Origin of the sequence: Nocardia yunnanensis, from assembly GCF_003626895.1 — a bacterium.
GTDB classification, from domain to species: Bacteria; Actinomycetota; Actinomycetes; order Mycobacteriales; family Mycobacteriaceae; genus Nocardia; species Nocardia yunnanensis.
The window spans coordinates 7,067,639-7,087,924 of the sequence record NZ_CP032568.1 but is presented as its reverse complement, the minus strand read 5'-3'; the positions used below and the strand labels follow the sequence as shown (position 1 = coordinate 7,087,924).

The 20,286-nt window shown below is 64.1% G+C and carries 16 protein-coding genes and 1 pseudogene; 7 read left to right on the top strand and 10 right to left on the bottom strand.

Going from position 1 to position 20,286, the window contains the following annotated elements:
- Position 1: 1 nt before the first annotated feature.
- The 6 genes and pseudogenes from D7D52_RS33140 to D7D52_RS40490 form a co-directional block, all read right to left on the bottom strand.
- A complete protein-coding gene (locus D7D52_RS33140) occupies positions 2–802 on the bottom strand; it encodes a hypothetical protein (RefSeq protein ID WP_120742745.1) in 801 nt (266 codons plus the stop codon).
- On the bottom strand, positions 802–2,493 hold the full coding sequence (locus tag D7D52_RS33135) for a KAP family P-loop NTPase fold protein (protein ID WP_120742743.1): 1,692 nt from the start codon (positions 2,491–2,493) through the stop codon (positions 802–804). Before D7D52_RS33135 ends, D7D52_RS33140 begins: the two co-directional genes overlap by 1 nt.
- Before the next feature lie 1,087 nt (positions 2,494–3,580).
- Complete coding sequence (locus D7D52_RS33125) at positions 3,581–4,879, bottom strand: tyrosine-type recombinase/integrase (protein ID WP_120742739.1); 1,299 nt, start codon at positions 4,877–4,879, stop codon at positions 3,581–3,583.
- 27 nt (positions 4,880–4,906) lie between these two features.
- The gene (locus D7D52_RS33120) at positions 4,907–5,152 is read right to left on the bottom strand and encodes a helix-turn-helix transcriptional regulator (protein WP_222932721.1); all 246 of its coding nucleotides are present in this window, start codon (positions 5,150–5,152) and stop codon (positions 4,907–4,909) included.
- Between the two features lie 560 nt (positions 5,153–5,712).
- A pseudogene (locus D7D52_RS33115) lies at positions 5,713–6,874 on the bottom strand (IS3 family transposase).
- A 381-nt stretch (positions 6,875–7,255) separates the two neighbouring features.
- A complete protein-coding gene (locus D7D52_RS40490) occupies positions 7,256–7,381 on the bottom strand; it encodes a DUF2789 family protein (protein ID WP_425464700.1) in 126 nt (41 codons plus the stop codon).
- Positions 7,382–7,432: 51 nt separating this feature from the next.
- Here D7D52_RS40490 and D7D52_RS33105 point away from each other — a divergent pair, with 51 nt between their 5' ends.
- The gene (locus D7D52_RS33105; RefSeq protein ID WP_120744656.1) at positions 7,433–8,425 is read left to right on the top strand and encodes a hypothetical protein; all 993 of its coding nucleotides are present in this window, start codon (positions 7,433–7,435) and stop codon (positions 8,423–8,425) included.
- A complete protein-coding gene (locus tag D7D52_RS33100) occupies positions 8,418–9,878 on the top strand; it encodes a hypothetical protein (RefSeq protein WP_120742737.1) in 1,461 nt (486 codons plus the stop codon). The genes D7D52_RS33105 and D7D52_RS33100 overlap by 8 nt, the downstream gene beginning before the upstream one ends.
- Positions 9,879–10,018: 140 nt before the next feature.
- On the opposite strand, the gene D7D52_RS33095 is transcribed toward D7D52_RS33100, so the two are convergent.
- Together D7D52_RS33095 and D7D52_RS33090 are read right to left on the bottom strand one after the other, a co-directional pair.
- A complete protein-coding gene (locus D7D52_RS33095) occupies positions 10,019–10,282 on the bottom strand; it encodes a hypothetical protein (RefSeq protein ID WP_120742735.1) in 264 nt (87 codons plus the stop codon).
- Between the two features lie 63 nt (positions 10,283–10,345).
- Positions 10,346–10,756 carry a hypothetical protein gene (locus D7D52_RS33090; protein ID WP_120742733.1) on the bottom strand — a complete coding sequence of 137 codons (411 nt, stop codon included), beginning with the start codon at positions 10,754–10,756 and terminating at the stop codon, positions 10,346–10,348.
- Between the two features lie 295 nt (positions 10,757–11,051).
- Between D7D52_RS33090 and D7D52_RS38245 the strand changes: the two genes are divergently transcribed.
- The 4 genes from D7D52_RS38245 (at position 11,052) to D7D52_RS33080 (ending at position 16,403) form a co-directional block, all read left to right on the top strand.
- Positions 11,052–11,216, top strand: coding sequence for a hypothetical protein (locus D7D52_RS38245; protein WP_162958712.1), 165 nt, complete (start codon positions 11,052–11,054; stop codon positions 11,214–11,216).
- On the top strand, positions 11,216–13,654 hold the full coding sequence (locus tag D7D52_RS33085) for a WXG100 family type VII secretion target (protein WP_120742731.1): 2,439 nt from the start codon (positions 11,216–11,218) through the stop codon (positions 13,652–13,654). The genes D7D52_RS38245 and D7D52_RS33085 overlap by 1 nt, the downstream gene beginning before the upstream one ends.
- A complete protein-coding gene (locus D7D52_RS38240; protein WP_162958711.1) occupies positions 13,651–14,040 on the top strand; it encodes a hypothetical protein in 390 nt (129 codons plus the stop codon). Before D7D52_RS33085 ends, D7D52_RS38240 begins: the two co-directional genes overlap by 4 nt.
- A 935-nt stretch (positions 14,041–14,975) precedes the next feature.
- Complete coding sequence (locus D7D52_RS33080; protein WP_246023478.1) at positions 14,976–16,403, top strand: sugar porter family MFS transporter; 1,428 nt, start codon at positions 14,976–14,978, stop codon at positions 16,401–16,403.
- A gap of 1 nt (position 16,404) precedes the next feature.
- Here D7D52_RS33080 and tuf read toward each other — a convergent pair whose 3' ends face one another.
- Positions 16,405–17,601: an elongation factor Tu gene (gene tuf, locus D7D52_RS33075; RefSeq protein ID WP_120742727.1), complete on the bottom strand. Its 1,197-nt coding sequence runs from the start codon at positions 17,599–17,601 to the stop codon at positions 16,405–16,407.
- Positions 17,602–17,852: 251 nt separating this feature from the next.
- Between tuf and D7D52_RS33070 the strand changes: the two genes are divergently transcribed.
- Positions 17,853–19,355, top strand: coding sequence for a leucyl aminopeptidase (locus D7D52_RS33070; protein WP_120742725.1), 1,503 nt, complete (start codon positions 17,853–17,855; stop codon positions 19,353–19,355).
- Between the two features lie 236 nt (positions 19,356–19,591).
- On the opposite strand, the gene D7D52_RS33065 is transcribed toward D7D52_RS33070, so the two are convergent.
- A complete protein-coding gene (locus D7D52_RS33065; protein WP_120742723.1) occupies positions 19,592–19,948 on the bottom strand; it encodes an oxidoreductase in 357 nt (118 codons plus the stop codon).
- Positions 19,949–20,286: the final 338 nt, after the last annotated feature.

The window sequence follows — 20,286 nt, the reverse complement described above, 5'->3', positions numbered from 1 at the left end:
GTCATGGGCTCGGACTGCGGAATATCCGCAGTGCCTCCTCTGTCACTTTCGCTGCCACCGCCGAGAACTGCTGGACGGTCATACGGTTCGCGTCGGGAATTTCGATATCGCGCACGCGGCGGTTGAGCCACGAGCGAAGCCAGTCCTGTTTGCGGATCATCTCGGCAGCGGACGTGCTCGCCGATGCCTGCTGGGAGCCGAGCTCGACGAGGGTCAGCTCATAGATCCACTCCGCGACCAACCCGCGGATACTGTCGGCCGGACTGGGTGGCACATCGGCGAGAATAACGGCCTTGACGTGCTTGGCGGTTGCCCTGCGCAGCGCGGCGTCATCGGGGTGGGCGGCATCACCGAGGATCACCTGCAGAATATGGGCAACTTGGGCGCGTGGGCCGAGCGTCGCCAACTGTTCCGGGTCCAGGCCGAGTTCGCGCAAGCCCGCGTCATCGCCGTCTCGCAGCGCGTAGGCACCGGCCACCGCTCCGGCGCCCCGGGCGGCTCCACGCAGTACCTGACGAGGCGATCCGCTGCCGACTCGTCCGGTCGCGGATCCGGCACCTCCGCCGCCACCGGTCGGCCGGTACACCGAGGGGTGCAGCGGGAAGCCCACCGGCGGGACGATGCCATGGTCGATGTCGTCGAAGACCAAAGCGGTCGCGAGTGCCTTCAACACCTTGTCAAGAAAGTCCGCCACCGCAGCTGCGGGGGAAGAGTCCCCGGCGGCATGCAATTCGGTGAATGCCTCGTGGGCGGCGTCCCAGCGTGCGGAGCCGCTACCCCCGTACGATCCGGAGGTACCCATCAGCCACTCGCCGCCGATTCGATGGCCCTGCGGACCATAGGGTCGAGCTCTGTATCCCCGGCCAATCGTTGTGCCAGCAAGCGGATTTCGTCGGTTGTGCTCATGGCTATCTCGTAGCCGGACGTCGGGTCCATTACATCGCGAATCGACCAGAGACCCTCGGCGATATCGTGCACCAGTTCGGATGTCTTGGCGGCGAGGTATACGAGTGACTCCACCAGGTACTCCGGTTTGCCGTTGCCCCTGGCTCTACTGAGAATGACTCTGACCATCGCGCGTTGCTCGCCGGAAGGCCGTCCCGACACCAGTTCCTGGGCTCGCCGCCGGTGCACTTCCGACTCCCCCATCAATGCCGCCACCCAATCGAGCTGTTCCTGACTGAGAGTAGCGCTGGCGGTGAGACCTCCCAGTGAAGCGGCAAGACTGAGGTAGTTCCCGATGGGTTCGTTGCGAATATCCGGCGCCGCGGCAGCCCATGCTCTGCTTTCTTCGCTCACCCCTTCAGGACGCTCATCGGCGTTGCCCGTAGCCCAGTCCTGCCATGCGGCGAGGAGGCTCGACCGCCCCTCATCGGCCAGCTTCACCAACACCTGAAAATCGCCGTACAGACTGTCTTCCAAGAGCATGAGCTTGGCGATCACCGACGGCTCCAACCGAATCCCCTGGCCCGCGGCGATCTGCTGACGCAACCTGAACTGATTGAGGAATCGCTTGATACTGCGTGGGCTGCTCGCGCTCTGTGCCGACAGGCCGGTCGCGAAGCGGTTCGCGAGGGCGAAGATACCGGCATCCGGCTTGTACGGAAGCCTGTCGAGATCGGCCAGCGGTGGAGCTTGACCCTGGGAACGGCGGCGCTGGGCGTGCGCGACAAGCGAGTCGTAATGGCCGGTGTCCGAGCATTGCTGGGCGCACAGCAGCAGCGCGATGTAAGTCTCGGCGTCGGCGGAACTCATCTGCGGCAGCGAAAACGGTACCTGCACAATCTTCTCCAGATAGCGCTCCGCGAAAAGGTCTCCTCTGCCGCTCGCATCCAGGCTCGCCGCGATGGACGAGCGAACCATCTCCTTGTCGGCCGCCAGGACGAACGACATCTTCGGTACGGACAAGAACAGCTTGATGGCTTCGAGGGTCGCGGTGACCGCATCCGGCAGGCAGCGATCGAGATCATCGATAAGGACCACGATCCGACGCAGATCTGCCAAATCGTCTAGCAACGTGGTGAATTCATCCCGGAACCCCGCCATGCCGTGGGAGTCCTTCGACGCGGCAGGTGTGAGTCGTTCGATGAGCTTGTCGGTATCACTGAATATGACACCGCGCGCGACCGCCGCCGCTACACGGGAATCGCGAATCCTGGTCCACAGCTTCTGAACTCCGTCGTGGCTGTAAGCGTAAGTCGCGACGATCTCCTGCAGGACCTCCGCCACGACAGTCCCGCGCACATCGAACTGATCATCGAACTCCCAGGGATCCAGATGGATCACCAAATAGCCGGGAGTGCCCGAAAGTTTCTGACGCAACAGATGCAGGGCCGAGGACTTACCCGCGCCCCACGGGCCGTGCAGTCCGACCGTTACCGGGTCCAACCCTGGAGCATGCAGAGCTCCCACGACAGCATCGACAACCGTGGCGAGACCCAACAAGTCCACTGTCGTCGGATTGTCGTCCCACAGATCCACCCCGCCGGTCACCCCGAAATCCTCCCTGTGCCTTCACCGCCGTGTTCGACGCGCTGCTGGGAGCGGATGTTGCCCGCGGGCACTCCCACCAGCAGGCGAACAGCTAGCTCGGCCCCACCCTGACGGCAGGAGAACCCCTCGGGCCGGAGGTCAGCGCGGATATCCGAAACGCGGATGCGGATGACTAGCCAACCCCACATCCACGATGCATGACGCAGCGATCATTTCGGACACCCACAGTCGATGGTAGCGTTCAAGCCCTGATCAGCGAGCCTGAATCGATTTGCTGGCACAGAAGGTAAGAGTGTTGGCACTCACCGTCAGATGTTTTCTGGCTGATAGCCCGCATTGAACAGCTCCGGTGGGCATTGGCACGCGCCGCCCCTCCACCATCCACCGCAGGCACGGCACCGGCAGGCTGAGGAAGTCACCACCGGCCAGCTCTGGCGTTTCAGCCGACCGCGCGGCGATTGGTGATCCGTGCTCCGCTCGATGTAGCTGTGAGGCAAAACATTCCCGCTACCGCAGAGCAAACTCGGTTCCCCCGAAGACCCCCATGCGCGGTAGCACGGTTCTCCGTGTGATCCCAATATCCGTCCGCAGTTGGACGCTGGCGGTGACCGGGAGTCAGATCGACGTATTCGCACCATACGCCCCAGTGCGCGTGAAGTTTGTCGCCAGAGTAAATGTGCAGGCCGGGCAATCTCCGATCGATCTCCAAGTTAGACATCCGCGCGGACGCCGGGACGAAGCTGAACGGGCCGGGCAGATCTTCCCACTGTCCGCGAGGATCGACGGTGCGGCCCTGCGTGTGCAACCGCGCCGTCGTGGACGTAGACCACCGCGCGCAGACGATCCCGTCTGCCATACGGAAAGCAACTGCACCTACTTGATCCCCGAACCACGTCTCAGCGTTCAGATCTGCGCACCACCTGTGCTTTGAGTGGAACTCTTAATCAGCGGGTTCGGGGTTCGAGTCCCTGATGGCGCACAAGAATAAGCCCCTGACCAGGCAATACGGTCAGGGGCTTTGTTCATTCCACCCGTCAAAACGTGTCATTCCCAAAAATATCCCAAAGATTCAGCGCCGCACCGTTCGTCAGCCGGTGGCCGTGCCGAAACCCTGCTCCAGCACCGACGAGGAGTCCGGCGCCTGCTCCGGTGACGCGATGTAGTGCCGCTCGGTGATCCCCTCACGGGAGTGCCCCAACTGCTTGGCGGCGGTCTTCGAGTCCGACGCCTCGGCGATGAGCGTGGCGACCGCCTTCCGGAACGTGTACTGCGTCACGTCCTTGTACAGGGTGCCGCGGGCATCCCGCCAGGTCCGATTGAAGTTGTGCGGATCGCGCAGCACCCCGCCTCTGCCCGGAAACACCAGCGGCACCTTGTCTTCCACCTCCACCACACGGCCGCCTTCTTCGCGCAGCGCCTTCACTTCACACATGCGCCCGTGCGTCGGGTCTTCCCGCAGCCGCTTCAACATTTGGATCGTGAACCCGGGCAGCGCGACGATCCGGTGCCCAGCATCGGTTTTCGCCCACTCTTGCCGGAACAGCCCCTTCCCCTTGAGCCTGACGACGGTCGCCGACACGGTGAACGTCGCCGGTTCGGCCTCGAGATCGAACTGATCCCAGGATGCCGCAAGTGCTTCTCCCGGGCGCACGCCGGAGCCGAGCACCAGGTCGGCGATGTCGAGCACGAGTCGATCCCGTTTCGGGCCGTGCTTATAGGCGGGTGTTCCCGGGATCTCGTTGCCCGCCAGCCACTCCCGAAGCTGTGCACGCAAACCGTCCAGCCGGTCCCGGTCGATGGTCTGGGGCTTGGTCCTGCGTCGGCGCATGCGGGAGGTATCACGCACCGGGTTCTCGGTCAGGACTCCATAGCGAACCGCGACCCCCATGACGCCGGTCAGGATGACCTTGTGCAGCCGCGCCTTCGACTTCAGCCCGGCAGCAGCGAGCGACTGGATGTGTTCATCGAGCCGACCGGTATCCGCTTCCCACACACGCAGATTGCCAAGAACGGGACGCAACTTGACCGCATCCTTCTTGGCACGCTTGTCCTCGCTCGCGTCAATTTCCCCCTTGTAGCGGTCGTAGGACTGCTGACCGATGCCCTCGTCGCGTTTCACCTCGTCGAGCCACAGGTCCATCAGCAACGTGAGACGGGTATCCCGGGTGATCTTGCCGCGGGTACGGCCCTTGTACTGCTTCTGCCGCGCCGTCAAACGCTTCCGCAGCTTCGTTTTCGCTTGGCTCTCCGTGGAGGCGATCGCATCCACGGTCCGGCCCTTGCCGTCGTAGTCGCGGAATGTGGCCCACGCCCGCCACCGCCCGTCCTTTTGCTCTTTGACGCCGATCTCACCGAAGCTGCCGAGCTCAGTAGCTACTCTTGGCATTTCGCGGTCCTCCCTCCTTCGTGCGGTTCATGCCGCGTCCGGCTGGTCCTCGGTGTGCACCATGTGCGCCTCGAGGTAGGCGTCCAGATCCGCGAGCCGATACATGCAGGAGGTGCCGGACGGCTTCGAGTAGCGGGGGCCTTGCCCCTTGGCAGCCCAGTTCGCGAGGGTGCGAGGGTGAACACCCAGATATCCGCCCGCTTCCTCACGAGTGAGCCACCGCTTGCCGGGCAGATCATCTCCCGCGCCGCAGTCGTGGCCTTCGAGCTTCACCGCCGCATTCCCGTCTGGTCGGCCGATACGGATCCGGGCGCGGCACGATCAACCCTCCATCCGACCGGAATCGTCAAGTCGCGCCCAATCGAGCGGTCTTTGCGCGGCCCCGTGTCGGCCCAGGGCATGTCACCGGGCCGATTGGGTATGCGGTCGGGGTTCCGCACGGTCAGCGCGCCGGTCAGCGGCCCGTCCGGCCCACCTGACCCCCAGGCCATGTGACGACAGCGGCGGCCCACTACCCGGGCAGGGACAGCGGGGAACCAACCATCGCCATGCTCCGAGCGAAGTTCTTCGACGCTCAGCGCAAGTAGAAGACCACCGGCGTCGAAGTCGGCGGGCACGCGCCGGTGCGAGATCGTGAACATGAGGGACGTCCCTTCGGATCGACAGAGCTTGCCTGGTATGAAGGGAAGGGCAGACCACCTGCCGAAATTCGCCACGCTCACCCAAAACTTCGAGGCAGCAGCCTTCTCTAGAAGTCACCAGCCGAGAACCGGGAACGGCCGTAACCGTCAGATCGCCAAAGGGACTGCTGCAAGATCAGGTGACAGGTTCGGTCACGCGGCCTGACTGGCCGGTGGGGTCATGATGGTCTCGTATTCGACCGGCGTCAAACGACCGAGGGCGGTCTGGCGTCGGCGGCGGTGGTAGGTTCGCTCGATCCAGGTGACGATCGCGATGCGCAATTCCTCACGGCTGCACCAAGATCGGCGGTCGAGGACGTTCTTCTGCAGCAGCGCGAAGAAGCTCTCCATGGCGGCATTGTCACCGGCCGCGCCGACACGGCCCATCGACCCGACCATGCCGTGACGAGTCAAGGCGCGCACGAACTTTCGGCTTCGAAATTGCGAACCGCGGTCGGTGTGCAGAATACAGCCGGCCACCTCACCGCGGCGGGCCACCGCGTTATTGAGCGCGCGGACGGCCAACGTCGATTTCATCCGCGAGTCGATGGAGTAGCCGACGATCCGGTTGGAATAGACGTCCTTGACCGCGCAGATGTAGAGCTTGCCCTCACCGTGCGATGTTCGGAAATATCGGCCAGCCACAATCGATTTGGGGCATCGGCGCGGAAGTTCCGCTGGACCAGGTCGTCATGGACGGGCGGGCCGGGGCGGCCCTTGCCGCCCCGTTTCTTGCCGAACACGCTCCACCAGCCGTGGTCCGAGCAGATCCGCCACGCGGTCCGGTCGGCCATCGGCTCGCCCGCGGAGCGGGCCTCGTCGGCCAGGAATCGGTAACCGAATTCCGGGTCGTCGCGGTGGGCGTCGAACAGCGCGTTGGCGCGGTAGGCGGCCTCGAGTTCGGCGTCGGTGACCGGGTCGTCGAGCCACCGGTAGTAGGGCTGACGGGCCAGTTTCAGCACCCGGCACGTCACCGTGACGGGGATCCCGTCTCCGGCCAGCTCGCGGACGAGCGGGTAGATCATTTTCCCGGCAGGTTCGCCTGGGCGAAGTAGGCGGCGGCCTTCTTGAGGACCTCGTTCTCCTGCTCCAGCAACCGGATTCGGCGTTTCGCGGCCCGCAACTCGGCCGACTCGCTCGAGGTCTTGCCCGGTTTGGTGCCCTCGTCGACATCGGCCTGGCGCATCCATTTCGACAGCGTCATCGGGTGCACCCCGAAATCGGCGGCGACCTGTTCGAGGGTCACGCCGTCGTCGCGGTTACGCGCGACGCGCACGACATCGTCGCGGAACTCACGAGGGTAGGGCTTGGGCACGGTGGCATCCTTCCAGCCCGCCCGAAGGCAAGCCAAATCAGTTGTCACCTATCTATGCAGCAGTCCCAGATACTCGGAACGGCGCAGCACGCGCAGTGGCGGCAACTCGCGTACAGCGCGTTGGCGAATCTCGTTGTCGTAGTATGCGATCAGGTCAGCCTCACGCTGGGCCCGCGGTAGTCGATCCATGCAGACATCATGGTATAACAGCCCAGGAACCCGGCGGCACCGGCCAACTCGTCGACCGAATACTCCGAGAGAGCGACCTACACCGTCCCTGGACGCCCGCAGGCATGATGGTACGTTCGGTCAGCCGCGCCCTGAGCCGCTACGAACAGCCTTGTAAACGCAGGCAGTAGCGGAGGTTTCCACGGGTTAGTCCTATGGCTTCTCTCTCATGGGGTGATCGAGCTCATCGATCGCATCCTGCCAGCTCTCGTCCTCCATGTACTCGATGAGTAGCCGCCGTTGGAACGGTGTCCAGAAGTGCGCGTCGACGAGCCGAATCGATATTCTGCGTTACGTTGTTGAGCCGCAACGGTCTTGGAGGGGGGTGCGATGGTAGAACAGCTCGACGTAGATAACGCCAAGGAGGGCATCGGCGGGACCGTCGACAGTATCGGCAAGGCGGCGCGAACCGCTTCATCGCAGTTCGCCGGGCAGGTCGGTAACATCAAGGACGTTGCCAAGGGCAGGGTCGAGAAGCTGACCTCGAAAGCGCCGGACCCCTACGAAGTGGCCGTAGCGGAGTACAACGGGGTCTTCACGGCGATGGCCGACAGGGGCCTGTCGCTGTTGCGTCAGCGTGAACGTTCGACGGACCTGATCGAGCTGGTCGAGCAGTTGGTCAACAGCATCGCCAACACCCCGAAATCATTCGACACCGACTTCGACGAGATCGAGGTACATCGGAAACGGTTCCTGCACACGGAGGATTTCGCTCAGAAAGAGCTGGAAGCGGCGCGGTTGTCGGCTGCCGGTGCTGGCGCCGGGTTCGCGGCGGGCACCGCGGTAGCGGGCCTGGCACCGTCGGCGGCGATGTGGGTCGCCACGACCTTCGGAACGGCTTCGACCGGCACTGCGATCTCGACCCTTTCCGGGGCGGCAGCCAGCCAGGCGGCACTGGCGTGGCTCGGTGGCGGCGCGCTGGCCGCCGGTGGCGGCGGCACTGCGGCAGGCACCACACTGCTCGCGCTGGCAGGCCCGATCGGCTGGACCATTGCGGGCGCAACCCTACTCGCGTCGATCGCTCTGTTCGCGAAGAAGAAGTTCGAGAATCGAGAGGCGAAACACGAAGCGCTGACTGCGATCAAGCGCAACACCACCCTCGTCAAAGGCATGGATGCTCAGATCGACGATCTCCTTCAGCGGACTACCTCGCTCCGCGAAGGGCTGGTAAAGAGTTACGGCGAAGCGCTGGTGCACTTCCGCGCCGATTTCCACACGCTCGCCCCCGCCGAGCGGTCGACACTCGCTGCGTTGGTGAACAACACGAAGTCGTGCGCGACCATGCTGAGCACGCGCATCGAACAGGATGCCGACAGTGAGTGACGCCGCCGAGTTCATCACGAACACCCAGGAGCAGGCCGTTGCTTCCTGGGTGAGCTACCTCAACCAGCTCCGCGTAGACAACCTGCTGAGCGCGCTGAGACAGCGCGACGAGCACCTTCGGGATGCGCTCGCCGGTGTCGATGAAGCCGTCAGGAAGATCGACGTCGAGGTGGTCGCCGCCAACCGCGGCGGGCAGCACGGCATGCACGGCTTCATCGCCGAGATCGCCGAGGTCGGGATCGGCAACGCACGACAGCAGATCCTCGGCCACAAGGCCGTCTACCAGTGGGTCAACGACAACGGACCCGTCGACCTGATGCGCGGAAGTGTCGAGATCCAGCAGAAGTTCGTTGCAGCGGGTGGCCGCTTCTCGCTGGGCGCGATCGCCGAGCACCTCCAGAAATATCCCGAATACGTGCGCAACGGTGGGAAGTACCAGATCCCCCGTGATCACTTCGAGGTGATCCAGCGGCTACATGCCTTGTCACCCGAGGAAGCGAGCAAGCTGCTGTCACGCAGCGGCGACGGACCTTCCCTCAAAGACTGGCAGCGGGTCCAGGTGTTCTTCGAAGGCGGATCGGTCGGGTTCGAATCGCTCGAGCCCTCGACGCTCGAGTACAACCAGGTGCAGCGCGGTGTCTACACCTCGACCATGGCGGCGGAAAAGGACTCGCTCCGCGCCACGGACCGGTCCCTGCGCGACCACGCCCACCAGCACAGTCGACCGACGCTGCGAGAAGGAGGCACGGCCGCACTCACAGCCGCCGCAACCGCGGGCGGGACCACGTTCGTACTGGCAGTGGTCGCCAAGCGTCGGGAAGGCAAGCGGCTCAATGAGTTCAGCGGGCGTGACTGGATCGACATCGCAGGCGAGACCGGCTCAGATTTCGGCAAGGGCGGCGTCCGAGGACTGAGCATCTACGCGCTCACGAATCTCACCGCGACCTCCGCAGCCGTCGCCAGCTCGATCGTCACCACATCCTTCAGCATCGCCGAGCAAGCGAACAAGCTCCGCCACAACGAAATCGACGAACTCGAGTTCATCGAAACCTCCGAGCTCATCACCTTGGAGGCCGCGGTCCGGGCGCTGTCCTCTTTCGTTGGCCAAGCGACCATCCCCATTCCGATCCTCGGCGCCGTCATCGGCACCACGGTCGGCACTGTGATGTACAAAGCCGTCGCATCGTCGTTGACGAAACGAGAGGCGGCGCTGATCAAGCGCTACCTCGACGAGCAGCGCACACTCGACGAGCAACTCGCCGCCGAGTACCAGGGGATTCTAGAAAAGTTGGACCAGAGCATGTCGGACTATCTCGGACTGCTCGAACGAGCCTTCTCGCCCGACGTGCAGGTCGCGCTCGTCGGATCAGTCGAGCTGGCGGTGGAACTCGACGTGGCTTCGAAGGAGATCCTGGATTCCGATGAGAAGATCGACGCCTACTTCCTCGATTAACGAAGTTAACCGGAACGGGACGCGATCGGTTGAGGAGCCAAGGGGCAGTGTCCGGTTGGGGGTGACAAATGACAACTCCGAAATCCACTCTCGTTGAAGGTGAATCAGGCTCGGATGAATAGCGACGAATCCCCGGCTATTCAAAGCCGTGGATCGTGCACCAATCGAAAGTCGTGCAAGCCGTTCTGATCCCCGTCCGCTGTCAGTTCCCTGCCCGGCACTTCGTTGACCGGCATGTCGCAGTCAAGGGCGATCTCGGCCGCCGACACGATCATCGGTCGCCGCGCCGAATGCCACGGTGTGACCACGTGCGCGTCATCGCCGACAGTGAGGATCACCCGAAGTTCCACACGCCCGTCGTCACGGACGGAGTAGGTGCGCGCAGGTTTCATGAACCAGTCCATGACATGAATTTTGGCCCCTTCCTTGCCGTGCGGGCGAGATCCTAAGGGCCAGTCAATGTCTGGCTAGTCGGCTTTGATGCGGGACTTGCCTCGGTACTCGTACTCGTAGTAGTCCTCATCCCAGGAGTCTGCGGCAGGAGCGGCCGACGGTGTCGGTGTCGGTGTCGCAGTGGTTCGGGCAAGGGCGTCGCGGACGGCGTCACGCGCGGCCCGCGTATCGTCGCGGTCGGAGATCGCGTCGAGCTCGGCGCGGATCGCCTGTTGTGCGCCGATACGCGCCTGGCCAATGAGCTCGATCAGGTTGGCGACGAGCTGGCGAGTGTGTTGGTCGGCACCGGTCAACTGCCAGTTGCGCACTGCGCCATCGGCACTGACCTCGACCATTATCGAACCGTCCGTTGAATACGCGGTGACGGCGCGGGCCTTGAACTCTGCCTGTAGGCCTTCGGCGTTGTCGGCGATGGAGTCCAGCAAGGGGCGGGTACTCGGGTGACCGGGATCTGTCATGGTGGAAGCCCCCTGTTCAGTCCGCCTGTTGTCCTGGCGGCGTTGTAAAGTACGCGTGACTAAGTTTGTAGCATCACTTGCACCGACCGGTCAGTGTCGGCGGCGAAGGGGGCTGAGGGCATGGGTGGGCGACTAGATGTCAATCCGGAGCATGTGCGCGCGTTGGCCTCCGGGTTCAAGGATGCTTCGACCACGCTCGGGGGCATGACCGACCACGATTCGTCCGACCAGATCACCGCGGGTCTGGGAGACACGGCGGTCGGTGGCGCTTGCTCGGCGGTGGCGTCGGCGATCGGCGGGGGCGTTCACCGCCATCTCCGGTCACTACGACGCACTGCATACCCACGCCCATAACGGTGCCAACACCTACGTCGAGACCGAGGACGTGTCGGTCGACAAGTTCACCAATCTGGGGGACGCGGTCTGATGGGTACGCCGACCATCCCGCAGGTGAAGGCGTGGGATCCCGACGTACTCAACACTCAGGCCGGAGAGTGGGAGCAGAAGGCCAAGACCCTCGGCGACACCCTGGACGCGGCAGCGCGCTCGGTCGACGGCTCGCATCACTACTGGATCGGTGACGCCGGAGACTCGATGCGCGACCGGCATGACGAAATCCACGGTGACGCAAAGACCGTCAAAACCGCGCTGGATAACGGTGCGACCGCCGCGCGCAATGGGGCCACCGCCATCCAGAACGCCAAAACGACGTTGCTGAACAAGATTTCCGACGCTGAAGGGTCAGGTTTCACCGTCAGCGACACCGGTGAAGTGAAGATCAGCACCGGCATGCTGATGATCTTGCAGTACGCCGGTGACGACAAGGCCACCCTGCAGGCCGGCCTGGAGCACCGAGCTGAGGAGTACCAGAAGGCGATCCAGGCCGCGCTCACCGATTGCGGCACCGCCGACGACGACGCGATGACCGCGGTCAACAACGCCTTCGCGAATCTGACCACCACCCAGATCCAACAGCCGACCACCAATCAACTCGACCAACTCACCGCCGATCAAGCCCGCAAGGACCTGCAGGCGGTGAAGGACGGCACCGCCGATGACGCGACCCTGGCGCGTATCCGCATGGCCACCACACTGTCCGACTACGACAAGCAAGAACTGAATAACGGCGACACCGTCGGCCTTCCCCAATACCCTTACCTGCAGGCGTTCACCCAGGGCATGAACGACATGTCCGGCGAGGACATCGACCAGCTCGGCAGCAAGCTCAAAGGCAACGGGTCTGATCAAGTGAAAGACGCGATCGCCAACGATCTCCGCATCATCTCCGACCCCCAGATCCACAACCTCGACGGTAAGAACACCGGCGGCATGAAGCAGCTGCCCGACAGCATTCAGAAGGCATTGACCGATAACCCGGTCAAATCGATTCCGTTCGGGTCCCACAACGTCGAACACTTGGACGATCTGAGGGCAGTCGGGGACCTCATGTCTCACGGCGACAAGTCGATTCAAGGTTCCGACATCAACCGCGGCATGATCAAGCAGGGCGCCGAACTCGCCGGTGCGGCGACTCCGGACGCGTTCTTCAGTATCGGCAACGAAAACGTCGGAAAACTGGCAAACAGTTTGCTGGACAACGCCGTCGTTGACCACACCGCTGTCCACGACGCCATCATCGCCGACCCCAAAAGCTCCAACCCCGACGCCCGCGCCGCCGCCGACCGGATGAACGTCACCTGCGACAACGGCGGCAAATACTTCGGCAACCAGCATGTACTCGACGTCCTCGAGCACCCGTGGGCAAAGGACCAGCACGGCGCCGAGAACATGTTCAAATGGATCGGCGACGACGCCTCCCAGCCCAAGGGAAGCTTCCTCAACAACCAGGCCGGGGAAACCGCATACAGCCTCGCGTCGATCCTCGGTGACTCGCACAACCAGTCGGCCCTCAATAGCCCCGACAACCCCCTCGGCGCCTACAACCCGGCGCTCACCCAAACTCTCGCCAACAGTATGTCGCCGTACCTGGGCAACTTCGCCGGGGTTACGGACGCCAATCTGCTCAACAGCACCCCGATCGACGCCACCGGTCATCCACTGGACCTGCCATCACACAAGGATTCCAGCCAGTTGAGCAACATGTTCGCAGTGCTCGACTCCGACCCGGATGCTGCCCGGACCATCAATAGCGCCGGCATGCAGTGGCACGATGCCCTCGAATACGCGGCCGGTTTGAACCCCGACAGGGCAATATCGCTGCAGGGCGAAGCCAGTCGCCTGCAGCAAGCCATGAACACTGGGCTGACCACCGATATCACCGCGCATGCGGCCGAGCGCGCCTACCAGGCCGCCGTGAGTTACGGAAACAAGGGTGTCTTCGCGGACGGCGTGACCAGTGTCGTGCAGACCGCCGCCGCCATCACCGGAGGCTCCGTCGGCGGTCCGGTCTACGGCCCCGCCGCCGCCGCGGTCGCTGGCGGGATCGCCGCCACGGTCGACTCTTACATAAAAGCCGACGTCATCCCCAACCCGGCCGATCCCGCCCATCCCCTGCCCGACGACAAGGTCTCTACCGCGCTCAATTCCATCAAGTCCGACATCAGCAACGACGCCATTCGAGACCAATATCTGCAGACACAAGGATATATCCAGCAGCATCCCGAGCAGGCTCATTACTTTGATCAGCCAGGAAAGGGGTCGCTGCTGGACTGGCAAAACGTCGCCACAGGAGACGGCTCCGGACTCAGCGCATGGGAAAACGCGTACGGCAAGTTCTCCCACGACATGAACGAGCAGATGCATAGCAGCATCTTCCCGGTACCCTCACCGGCCGATAACGCACAAATCGATGAGTCCGATATCGCGCCGAAAAGTGCGCAACTTCCCCCGGGAGCGACCAAATGAGGTTTTTCGCGAGCGTCCTACTGATAGCGGCCACACTTGGTTGTGTCGGGTGCAGTACGGATGAAAAGCCACGTTCGGCACAGTCGACGACGACAACTGCGCCGCAGCCTGATCCGATCAAAGATGCCTATTTTCGAGTACAGGCATATGTAAAACAACATCCGGAAACCGCGCACTTCTTCGACCCAATTCCCGGAAACGCCTACCAAGGACCGAATCTGCTCCAGTCCTGGAACCTCATGTGCGAGGGCACCGGAGCGGCGATCAATGCCTGGCGTGACGACTATGCCAGGTTCGCTTGGGCCGTCAATCACGAATTGGGGCGAGAGGAGTTCGCCCCCGAACCAAAAGATGATGGGATTATTGTCGAAGGGCCACAGTGTTGATTCCGACGAAGGTCGGGAGCGATCATCAGCGCCATCACCGTCTGTTTTCAGTTGACACAGGAGGAGTGTGTCAGAGTGGGCCGCATTCCTGCCACGGAGCCCTGAGCCGACGGTCTTAGGGGTTACGCTCCGCTGGGCAATGTTGGAATTATTGATCTGAAACTAAATGGTTGAGGCGTAGGTGGTGTGTGGGGCTTGGAAGTAGCCGCGGACATGGCCGGGGAGCTTCTGGATGCGGCTGAAGAACTTTCGGACCGAGCGGTGGAGTTGGTCGCGGGCTCGGAAATTAAGCTGACATAATTGTCCAACCACCCTCACGGGGGTGAGAATGATTGGAACCAAATAAAATATTTGGCACTGACATTCATCGACACACTATTGAGTTCTCAAAGAACACACGCACACACCAACGCCCGGGCTCTAGTCCCGCTTGTCGGTGAGGCTGCTTGTTTCTTGCTGGTGAAGCTTAGCTCAGTCCTCGCAGCGGAACCAAATCCGCTGGTCGGTGGAACTAATCTCGATCATCAGGCGCTCCTCGTCCAACCTCGTTTCCCAGGCCCTTGGGGCTCCGGGTCGGTGTCCGTGTCGCTCTGACCTGGAATAAGTTACGTGGTGCCGCGAACCAAAGTCAAATCGCCTCTCTACCTGCACTTTTCCGACACAACGGACGCGCGGATGACCGACGCCGGTTGTGGGTATCGCGGTGGAGAGGCGGTATCGGGGCCCGGCAGCGCGAACCGAGCACCGGCATCGCCTTCGCGAACCGTGTTGGCACAGCTCGCCTTCCGTTCGGCGTTGCAGACCTGTTGACAAGCAATAGTGCGGCAACAATTGTCGGAATGCGCCGTAATGACGGGATTGTGTGCGTCAGCTCGGTTCTGCCCAGGTGGTTGGCTCGGGCTCACGAGGCTCCGAGTCGTGACGAAGGAGTCTGCGTGAATGCAACGGTGGGAGCGCGAACACCCGGCAATGAACGAGAGGGGGCGGATGAGCTCATCTATGTCGTCTTCATTGCCGCCGCGGCCGCCATGGGCGGGTTCCTCTTCGGTTATGACAGCTCGGTAATCAATGGCGCGGTCGAGGCCATCCGCGACCGATACGACATCGGGTCGGCGACCCTGGCGCAGGTGGTGGCCATCGCGTTGATCGGCTGCGCGGTGGGCGCGGCGATCGCGGGGCGGATCGCGGACCGGATCGGCCGCATCTGGGTCATGCGGATCGCGGCCGCGCTGTTCACCTGCAGCGCCATCGGTTCCGCGCTGCCGTTCGCGCTGTGGGATCTGGCCATGTGGCGCGTGATCGGCGGCATCGGGATCGGGATGGCCTCGGTGATCGGGCCCGCGTACATCGCCGAGGTGTCGCCGCCGGCGTATCGCGGACGGCTGGCCTCGTTCCAGCAGGCGGCCATCGTGATCGGCATCGCGACCTCGCAGCTGGTGAACTTCGCGATCCTCAAGATGGCGGGCAACGAGCAGCGCGGGCATATCGCGGGACTCGAAGCCTGGCAGTGGATGCTCGGGGTGATGGTGGTGCCGGCCGCGCTGTACGGGCTGTTCTCCTTCACCATTCCGGAATCGCCGCGCTATCTGATCTCCATCGGGCGGATCGGTAAGGCCAAGGAGGTGCTCACCGAGGTCGAGGGCGACCACGGACAGCTCGACAAGCGGGTCGCCGAGATCCAGACGGCCATGCATCGAGAGGACAAGTCGTCGTTCCGGGATCTGCTGGGCGGCAAGCTCTGGTTCCTGCCGGTGGTGTGGATCGGTATCGGGCTGTCGGTGTTCCAGCAGCTGGTCGGTATCAACGTCGTCTTCTACTACTCGGCGACGCTGTGGCAGTCGGTCGGCATCGACCCGTCGAGCTCGTTCTTCTACTCCTTCACCACCTCGATCATCAATATCGTGGGCACCGTGATCGCCATGGTGCTGGTCGACCGGATCGGCCGGAAACCGTTGGCGCTCATCGGATCCGCGGGCATGGCGATCTCGCTGGGGCTCGAGGCGTGGGCGTTCTCGTCGAAGTCCGGGTCCGGCAGCAGTGTGTCGCTGCCGCACGCGCAGGGCATCGTGGCATTGGTTTCGGCGCACTGCTTCGTGCTGTTCTTCGCGATGTCGTGGGGTGTGGTCGTGTGGGTGCTGCTCGGCGAGATGTTCCCCAACCGCATTCGCGCCGCCGCACTGGGCGTGGCCGCGTCCGCGCAGTGGATCGCCAACTGGGTCATCACGGCCAGCTTCCCCAGCCTCGCGGATTGGAACCTGTCGGGCACCTACGTCATCTACACCGCCTTCGCGCTGCTCTCGATTCCCTTCGTGCTCAAGTGGGTGCCCGAGACCAAGGGCAAGTCGCTGGAAGAAATGGGCTGAGCTATTTGAGGATCTTGGTGATCTGGCCCGCGCCCACGGTCCGGCCGCCCTCGCGAATCGCGAATTTGAGGCCGACCTCCATGGCGATGGGCTGAATCAGCACCACCTCCATCGAGACGTTGTCACCGGGGAGGACCATCTCGACCGCGGTCGGGAGGGTCACCACCCCGGTGACATCGGTGGTGCGGAAGTAGAATTGAGGGCGGTAGTTGTTGAAGAACGGGGTGTGCCGGCCGCCCTCCTCCTTGGAGAGGATGTAGGCCTGGCCCTCGAACTGGGTGTGCGGTGTCACCGAACCCGGTTTGATGACGCACTGGCCGCGTTCCACGTCCTCGCGTTTGATGCCGCGCAGCAGCAGGCCGACATTCTCGCCGGCTTGGCCCTCGTCCAACAGCTTTCGGAACATCTCGATGCCGGTGACGGTGGTCTTGGTGGTCTTCGGGCGGATGCCGACGATCTCGACCTCGGCATTGACCTTCAGCACACCGCGTTCGATGCGGCCGGTGACGACGGTGCCGCGGCCGGTGATGGTGAAGACGTCCTCGATGGGCATGAGGAACGGTTTCTCCACCTCGCGGGTGGGGGTGTCGATCCAGTCGTCCACGGCGGCCAGCAGTTCGGCGATATTGTCGCCCCATTCGCCGGTCGGGTTCTCCAGGGCCTGGTATGCCGAGACACGCACGATCGGGGTGTTGTCGCCGTCGAATTCGTACTCGTTGAGCAGGTCGCTCACCTCGAGCTCGACCAGCTCCAGGATCTCCTCGTCCTCGACCATGTCGCACTTGTTCAGCGCCACAACCATTTTCGGGACACCCACCTGACGGGCCAGGATGACGTGCTCCTTGGTCTGCGGCATGGGGCCGTCGGTGGCGGCGACCACCAGGATCGCGCCGTCCATCTGGGCCGCGCCGGTGATCATGTTCTTGATGTAGTCGGCGTGGCCGGGGCAGTCGACGTGCGCGTAATGCCGGTTCTCCGTTTGGTATTCGACATGGGCGATGGAGATGGTGATGCCGCGCTGGCGTTCCTCGGGGGCCTTGTCGATGGCGTCGAAGGGGGTGAAGGGGTTCAGGTCCGGATGCTTCTCGTGCAGGACGCGGGTGATCGCTGCCGTGAGGGTGGTTTTGCCGTGGTCGATATGGCCGATGGTGCCGACATTGACGTGCGGCTTGGTCCGCTGAAACTTCGCCTTCGCCACTGGAGACCTCCCTGCGCGGGTGTGATCGCGGGCACCGGAGAGGTGGGGACACCGCAGGGTCGTGCCCGACGGCGGTGTCGGAATCCAGGGTATTTCCGCGTGTGGCGGGACAGGTCGGGAAACGGTCCAACCGGACGTAGAGGACTGTTGACGACGTCCGGCGGGCTCGGCTCATCGAGATTCGAAGCACGAGCACTCGCGTTCCGCGCCCAACCGGCCGCGGGGTGAGCGGCCCAGTAACGTGGGCTCCTATGACAGCTGTTGCAGATCGTTCGCTCGGACCGGAACTGGTACGCACCGAGGGCATCGGCGAAGCCGATGTGCTCGTCATCGGACTCACTTCGTCGGACGACGGGCCGGTGCTCGCGCCCGCCGACGCCTTCGAGGACGTGCTCGACGCGGACACCCGGGACGCGTTGCTGAGCGCGCTGCGGGCGGTCGGGGCCAAGGGCAAGGGTGAGGAATTGACCCGGGTGCCCGCGCCCGCCGGGCTGGGTGTGGATTTCGTGCTGGCGGTCGGGCTGGGTGCGGCCGACAAGGTGGACGCCGAGCAGGTGCGCAAGTCGGCCGGGGCGGCCGGACGGGCGCTGACCGGGGTCGCGACCGCGGTCACCACGCTGTCCGGGCTGGATCTGGGTGCGGCGGCGGAGGGGTTCTACCTCGGCGCGTACCAGTTCAGCACGTTCAAGTCGAAGTCCGCGCCGAAGGCCGACGATCAGCCGGTCAAGCGGATCGAATTGCTGGTTCCCGAAGCGGGATTCGGGGAAGAGGAGCTTTTCCGGGCGCAGGCGGTCGCCGAAGCCGTCGCCACCGCACGGGATTTCGTCAACACCCCGCCCAACGAGTTGTTCCCCGGCGAATTCGCCAATCGCGCCGCGGAATTGGCCAAGGCGGCCGGGCTGCACGTGGAGATCCTCGACGAGAAAGAACTCGAAAACCAGGGCTACGGCGGCATTCTCGGCGTCGGCAAGGGGTCCTCGCGGCCGCCTCGGCTGATCCGCATCACCTACGCGGGCGGCGACCCGAAGGTGGCGTTGATCGGCAAGGGCATCACCTTCGACACCGGCGGCATCTCCATCAAGCCCGCGGCGGGCATGGAGAACATGACCTCCGACATGGGCGGCGCGGCGGCGGTCATCGCCACCACGCTGCTGGCGGCGCGACTGAGCCTGCCGCTCACCGTGATCGCCACCGTGCCCATGGCCGAGAACATGCCGTCCGCCACCGCGCAGCGGCCCGGTGACGTGCTCACCCAGTACGGCGGCACCACCGTCGAGGTCATCAACACCGACGCCGAAGGCCGGCTCATCCTCGCCGACGCCATCGTGCGCGCGAGCGAGGACGAACCCGACTACCTCATCGACGTCGCCACCCTCACCGGCGCGCAGATGGTGGCGCTCGGCACCCGCACCCCGGGCGTCATGGGCACCGACGCCTTCCGCGACCGCGTCGCCCGCATCTCGCAGGCCATCGGTGAAAACGCCTGGGCCATGCCGCTTCCCGCGGAACTGCGCGCCGACATCAACTCCAAGGTCGCGGATCTGGCCAATGTCGCGCCACACCGTTGGGGCGGCATGCTCTCGGCCGGCCTGTTCCTGAAGGAGTTCGTGCCGGAGTCGGTCCAGTGGGCGCACCTCGACGTGGCCGGCCCCGCCTACAACACCGGCGGCCCCTTCGGCTACATCGGCAAGGGCGGCACCGGCGTCCCGGTCCGCACCCTGATCAGCACCCTCGAAGACATCGCGGCCGAGTAGTACGGTCCGGCATCAACGCCCGCCCCGCACACCGCGGCGGCGGGCGTTTGTCGTCAGGCGGCTGATCAGGGGCACCGGCTGCGCCATCGGAAGGATCAGCCACCGGCGTTCGGACGTTCGCAGGCTGCTGCACAGCGGTGGCCACGGGTCCCGGTGAAAAAGGCCGAACGCCCGCCACGCTCGCGGCTGTGGTGGGCGTCCGTCGTCAGATGGTCTGGCCGGCCTTGGGGCCCGGGTCAGGGACGGGGGTCGTCGGTCAGTTGCCATTCGGTGGTGCGGCGTTCGAGGATGCGGCGGCGGGATTCGTAGTCGCGGAGGCGTTGGGGGTAGCCGACTCGGCGGGCGTCGTAGACGGGGATGTTCAGGGTGGTGGAGAGGCGATGGGCGCCGCGTTCGCCTACTACGCGGCGGGTCCATTCGCCGTCGTGGGCGATGAGGATGACCGTGACGTCGGAGACGGTGGTGCGGGGTTCCACGAAAGCTTCGACGCCGTAATGGGTTCGGGTCCAGGCGGCCAGATGGGCCATGGTTTCGGGGTCGGCGTCTCCCGGGCGGGTGCTGCCGTTGCGGCCGAACAGATTCAGGAAAGCCATTCGGAAACCTCCTCTCCGGAGGGATACGCACCGCCGGATATCTCGATACTGCCCAGCCGCGGGCGCGCCCGCTACCCGCGCGGCCGACTCCTAAGTAGGCCCACAGGCCGCCCTCAGCACCGCCTCAGTAGGCGGCTCGAGTCGACGGGGAAATCGCGGAATCGGGAGGCGCGGCGCGCGGTCGGCTAGTCGGTGGTTATCGCGTGCGCCGGCTCGGTTACCGGGCGTTCAGTAGAGCGAGGAGGGGAAACGTGATACGTCTCATGGCATCCCGTCCCTGTCGGCTCACGCCGGGACATTTCCCGCTCACGCGGGTGATCGCGACACGGAGAGGTCGG